This is a genomic window from Bradyrhizobium sp. P5_C11_2, from assembly GCF_054049755.1.
In genome coordinates this window covers 1-4,797 of sequence record NZ_JBFULT010000571.1, presented here as the reverse complement: position 1 = coordinate 4,797, position 4,797 = coordinate 1, and the positions used below count along the sequence as shown (strand labels likewise).

6 protein-coding genes and 1 pseudogene are annotated in these 4,797 nt (G+C 62.3%); 4 read left to right on the top strand and 3 right to left on the bottom strand.

Translation table 11 applies throughout. The annotated features are described in order from the left end of the window. Positions 1–370 (bottom strand): annotated as a pseudogene (locus ACXJL8_RS34290) (lytic transglycosylase domain-containing protein); the annotation flags it as partial. Positions 371–606: 236 nt separating this feature from the next. Here ACXJL8_RS34290 and ACXJL8_RS34285 point away from each other — a divergent pair. Continuing rightward, entirely contained in the window at positions 607–1,653 is a 1,047-nt protein-coding gene (locus ACXJL8_RS34285) for an acyl-CoA desaturase (protein WP_456624329.1), read from the top strand. Positions 1,654–1,783: 130 nt separating this feature from the next. Here ACXJL8_RS34285 and ACXJL8_RS34280 read toward each other — a convergent pair whose 3' ends face one another. After that, the gene (locus tag ACXJL8_RS34280) at positions 1,784–2,800 is read right to left on the bottom strand and encodes a hypothetical protein (RefSeq protein ID WP_456624334.1); all 1,017 of its coding nucleotides are present in this window, start codon (positions 2,798–2,800) and stop codon (positions 1,784–1,786) included. Positions 2,801–3,049: 249 nt separating this feature from the next. Here ACXJL8_RS34280 and ACXJL8_RS34275 point away from each other — a divergent pair, with 249 nt between their 5' ends. The 3 genes from ACXJL8_RS34275 (at position 3,050) to ACXJL8_RS34265 (ending at position 4,027) form a co-directional block, all read left to right on the top strand. Continuing rightward, entirely contained in the window at positions 3,050–3,262 is a 213-nt protein-coding gene (locus ACXJL8_RS34275; RefSeq protein WP_456686389.1) for a hypothetical protein, read from the top strand. A 22-nt stretch (positions 3,263–3,284) separates the two neighbouring features. After that, positions 3,285–3,581, top strand: coding sequence for a cytosolic protein (locus ACXJL8_RS34270; protein WP_456624328.1), 297 nt, complete (start codon positions 3,285–3,287; stop codon positions 3,579–3,581). Positions 3,582–3,742: 161 nt separating this feature from the next. Next, positions 3,743–4,027 (top strand): hypothetical protein, encoded by a 285-nt coding sequence (locus ACXJL8_RS34265; protein ID WP_456624327.1) that lies wholly within the window; start codon positions 3,743–3,745, stop codon positions 4,025–4,027. A gap of 351 nt (positions 4,028–4,378) precedes the next feature. Here the strand turns inward: ACXJL8_RS34265 and ACXJL8_RS34260 are convergent. Next, positions 4,379–4,797, bottom strand: a 419-nt coding sequence (locus ACXJL8_RS34260; RefSeq protein ID WP_456686388.1) for a chromosome partitioning protein ParB, incomplete at its 5' end; no start/stop codon positions are given.

Sequence of the window (4,797 nt, the reverse complement as noted above, 5' to 3'; positions counted from 1 at the left end):
GATTGAGGCTCCATCGCCAGCGCCAGTAGGTGCGCGCCACCGGATTGCCCGAGCTCTCGACCTGCGCCAGCGCGGCCAGCAATTCCGGCGTGATCGTCGCGGTGGAATGCTTGCGGAACAGCGCCCCGTATTGCCGCCAGGTCTCGGCCGGCTCCTTGTCGAGCGCGTTGCCGACAAGGACGAACAGCTCGGTCGGCTTGCGGACGATGTGATAGGCGATGTTCAGCAGCGCGATGGCCCCAAGCAGGATCGCCGCGCCACCCGCGATCCGAGCCATCCGCGGTGCGCGCGCGAAGGTCTTTCGCACCCAGCGGGCGCTCCGCCGGATATTGCGATGGCGAGGGAGCAGGCTGTTGCTTTTCCTTGGCATGGGTCTTCTGGGAGATGGGTTTTCCGGGAACAGGGTAAATGGCTTGAGCCCTTGCGAAACCCATCACCTGGCGGAGTTGATGATATTGCTTTGAAATCCGGCTTCACGTCACGCCGAGAGCGTCTTTTCAGGTCCCTGTTCCGTGCTCCTACGGCCGACCGCGTTGTTGCTCAAAATAACCCTCGGTTGTACGGTGCGCTGCAGAACAGTTAATTTTTCGTAAATGGACGGCTGGAATGACTGCAATTGAGGGCGTGGCGTCGGACGACAATGCGGAGCGGAAAATGCCGCCGGGCGTGCTGTTTGAAGGCCCGGTGGTCGACGCCAAGTTTCTCGATTCCTACATCGCGTTCGGCTTCATGATCGGTGGTTCGATCGCTGCGCTGGTCTGGGCATTCTGGCAAGGCATCGGCCGGGTGGAGGTGTCGGTCTTCGTCGGCATGTTCTTGCTGACCACGGTCGGGATCGGCTTCATGCATCGCTACTTCGTGCACCGGAGTTTTCGCTGCGGTCCGGTGATGCGGGCGATCTTGGCCGCGGTCGCCACGCTGGCGGTGCAGGGCTCGATCCTGAAATGGGTGAGCAATCATCGCCGCCACCATCTCCACTCCGACAAGCCCGGCGACGTCCACAGCCCTTATTATGACGGCGCCGGCAACCGCTTTGCCAGCTTCGCCAAGGGGATGTCCCATGCGCAGGGCGGCTGGGTGTGGGACCAGGCGACCACCGACGGCGAATACTACGCCAAGGATATTCTGGCCGACCCGATCTCCATGTTCTTCACCAGGACGCGCTGGTACTGGTACGCGCTGTCGGCCGTGATCATTCCGGGCGCCATCGGCTACGCGTTCGGCGGCGTGCACACGATGATCGGCTGCATGTTGTTCTCCGGCCTGTTCCGCAGCTACATCATGACCATGGCCACCTCGCTGGTGAACTCGGTCTGCCACAGCGACGGTCGCTGGGGCTACCGCCGCTTCAAGACCAATGACGGCACGACCAACGAACTGGTGACCACGTTCCTCACCTTCGGCGAGGGGCTGCACAACAACCATCATCGGTTTCCGCGCGACGCCTACCTGTCGCACGCCTGGTACGAGATCGACATCAACGGCCTGATCATTCTCGGGCTTGGCAAACTCGGGCTCGTGCACGACATTTTCGGAGCCGGCGTGCGTCGGTCCCCACCGCCGGATGCGCAGCAAGGCGGCCTTGGGCCCGTTGCCATCCAGGACCCGATCGATCGTGTCGCCGAAGACCTTGGCTCCTCCGGCGTCAGGTAGACCTAGAATTACGGAAATTGCAGTGGCAGCGAGTAGCCCGGATGAGCGAAGCGATATCCGGGACCTTGCCCCATTGTTCCCCGGATGTCGCTTCGCCCATCCGGGCTACACGTGCTCGACCTGCGCCAGCTCACCAATCCGGATCGCCGTAAGGGTCGACCATATAGGGCGGGGGCATCCAGGGGCCTCGCGGCGGGGGCCTCGGCCGCCGCGGTGCGGCCGCTTGYACGTGCGGCCGTGCAGGCGCAGCGGTCTCGTTGACCACGCTGCGCACGGCGGGTTTCGCGGATGCCGGTGCGGGTGAAGCCGTCAGTTGCGTTTGCAGCGCCTGGACCTGCGCGGCGAGGCGCGCATTGTCCGCCGCATCCTTCTCCTGCGCCGCCTTGAGCTGTTGAATGGTGTCGGCCTGCTCGCGCAGCGTCTGCTCGTTGCGGCTTTTCAGTTGCTCGAGCTTTCCGTTGATGCTCGCAAGCTCGCTGGTGATGGTCTTGAGCGATTGCGCGAGATCAGGCGATGACGGGTCAGGCGCTGTCGCGCCAGTTCTTTGAGCGTCAGGTCTTGGAGTGTCAGGTCTTGAGGCGTCAGGTTTTGGAGCGCTTTCCGTTGCCTTGCCGGGCGGTGGCGCGGGCGCCGGCGTCGGCTCATCCACAGCAGCCAGTCGCACGACCGGCGGCTGCGGCGGACTTTCGACCGCGGACGCTTGCGGGGGCTCGCTCGCGGCCCGAGGAGCCCATCTCGCCATGATCGATTTGGCCTCATCGCGATATTGCGAAGCGAAGGCGGCGCCGAGAATGCCGATCGCCAGCACGAGGCCAACCAAAGCGCGCAGCATGGGCCGATCTCCCTTCAGGCCTTGATCGCGACCCCTGTTATCCGGCGCCGGCGCCTTGTCCCTGGGGGCCTTGGCTGCCTCCGCACCGGCGCTTGCCTGCGAGGCTCGCGGGGCTTCGCTTCCGCGTTCCATTCCGGACACCAGCCGGTCCAGCCGCGCCAGGTCTTGCTCTGCACTCTTGATCTGGTCGTAGGCCCGCGCCAGCCCGCCATCGCCGCGCGCCTCGTTCGGCTTGGGGGCATCAGGCTTCTGGTCATCAGGCTTCTGATGATCAGGTTTGGGGTCGTTCGTGTCAGGCACCGATGCGCTCTCCATCCAGTCGGGCGTCAATGGGAGGCAGTCCGATCGTTGGAAGGATAGGTCTCGCCGCTGTCCAACACAACGCGCGTGCGAAGGAGAAATTATGGCGGGCTACGGTTGCTGAAACAGCCGGGCGCTGCTCCCCCGGGCATCCCGGCGACGTGCTATGCTATCGCGGGAGGAAGCGCCATGAGGGTCCCTACCGCGATACTCGCCTTGCTTCTTTCAGGTCCGGCCGCGGCCCAGGAGTGCCAGACCTGCTCAATGGCCGACGCCTGCATGAAGGAGTACGGTAAGACGACGTTGGAGGCCCAAAGGGCCACCAGGCAAGCCATCCGGGATTGGAAGCAGAACCTGGACAGAAAGGCCTCCGCGGAATTGGCCAGCAGGGGGATACTCGCATTGCAAGACGCCATGGAGGCGCAGGTTCGGACGGAGCTGGAGCGCCTGAAGGAGTGCCTGGGGAAGATCAGGTAGGCGGGGCGCAAAGGAGGATCCGATGAAATCGCTTCTGCTGCTCACGGCGAGCGGTCCGCTGCTCATTCTCACCTCGCACCAGTCCCTGGACGACCAGAAGCTGCTTGGAGTGCTCAGGCAGAAAGGCATCGGCAAGTTCGTCGCGTTCGAGGTTCCCCTGGCGCTCGCCAGAGAGCGCTACGGCGGGCACTTTCACGCGGTCGAAAGCAATCTGCACGAGACCGATGATTTGAGAGTGCTCGACTTCAACGGCCAGCGGGTCTTTCAGCTGTTTCATTTCGAAGAGCTCGGTTCACCGATGCTGATAGAGCAGTCGTGATCCGGTTTTGTCGCGCGGCATGATCCGCTTCGAAAGACCCATCATCCCGCTACCGCGGCGAAAGCGGATGGGTTGGCTGTTCTCACCATGAACGTTCGTTCAGGGGAACGGCCGTTGGTTCATTTCGTTGCATTGGGAGGGCATGTTGAGAGGAGGATGACATGAAAACAATGATCATTGCGCTCTCTGCTGCGGCTCTCGTGGCGACAGCACCAGCCGTGTTTGCTCAGGGCGTGTCGAGCAAGGCGCCAGGTCAGGAGATGCAGCAATCGGGTTCCAAGACAGGCCAGCCGGGCGCATCCAGCTACGCCCCTGGACATCAGAAGCAGCACGCGATGCACCACGCGAAGGCCTCGAAGAAGACCAGCCCCGGCGCGTCGAATTACGCTCCAGGTCAGACCACCGGCATGAGCACGAAGCCAACCACCGGCTCGGGCATGAAGTGAGGGTACTGACGTCCAAGGACTGACGTTCAAGTACTGACGTTCAAGTACTTGCGTCCAAGTCCTGACGGGACACAACGGCGCGTCGAACGCAGGATAGGTTGGGCCCCTGGCGAAACCCATCACGCCAAATGATGGGTATCGCTTCCGCGGAAAGACTAAAGTATGCAGGTAGGTTTTCGTATTTCGAAGCTCATCGCCTTCGCACGATATGATTTATGAGCGATGGGTATCGCTGCGCTCAACCCATCCTACGAGCTTAATCGGGGTTGCATGCGAAAGTTAGCCGGAGCAGCCGATCCGGCGATAGCAAACGAATTTAGCGCGCTGGCACCGAAATTCTGGAGCCGACAATCAATAGCGGCCGCCGTTGCCCTTTTGCTGCGTGATCCAATCCGACAATGTTTTCGGTGTCGATTTCGCAGTCCGGCCCAGTGATGCCGTCGGATTGCCGCGGACGCCTTTCGCCGGACTGGCGCGCGGTGATTCCATTTCGTTGACGCTCTTCAAGGCAGCAGTCGATGTCTCTGCGGCTTCCTTCTCGAGGCGCAGCTTTTTCAATCGCGCCATCTTGATGCGCTCTGCCTCGACTTCGGGTCCTTCGGACAGCAGCGGCTTGTGTTGAGCAAGCTCGGCCGGGACCAGGACACCGATAATGGTTGTCTCACCGAGCGCCTTGCAGGCTTCGAGCCGATGCAGTCCCTCGACCAGAACGAGGCGGTCTCCGTCGAGCCGAACGGAAATGGGGGCCTGTTGTCCGATGTCCAGAATAC

Bases quoted from the DNA above. Each gene is read 5' to 3' on its own strand.
- ACXJL8_RS34285 (WP_456624329.1), top strand. From the start codon at position 607: ATGACTGCAATTGAGGGCGTGGCGTCGGACGACAATGCGGAGCGGAAA.
- ACXJL8_RS34265 (WP_456624327.1), top strand. From the start codon at position 3,743: ATGAAAACAATGATCATTGCGCTCTCTGCTGCGGCTCTCGTGGCGACA.
- ACXJL8_RS34275 (WP_456686389.1), top strand. From the start codon at position 3,050: ATGGCCGACGCCTGCATGAAGGAGTACGGTAAGACGACGTTGGAGGCC.
- ACXJL8_RS34270 (WP_456624328.1), top strand. From the start codon at position 3,285: ATGAAATCGCTTCTGCTGCTCACGGCGAGCGGTCCGCTGCTCATTCTC.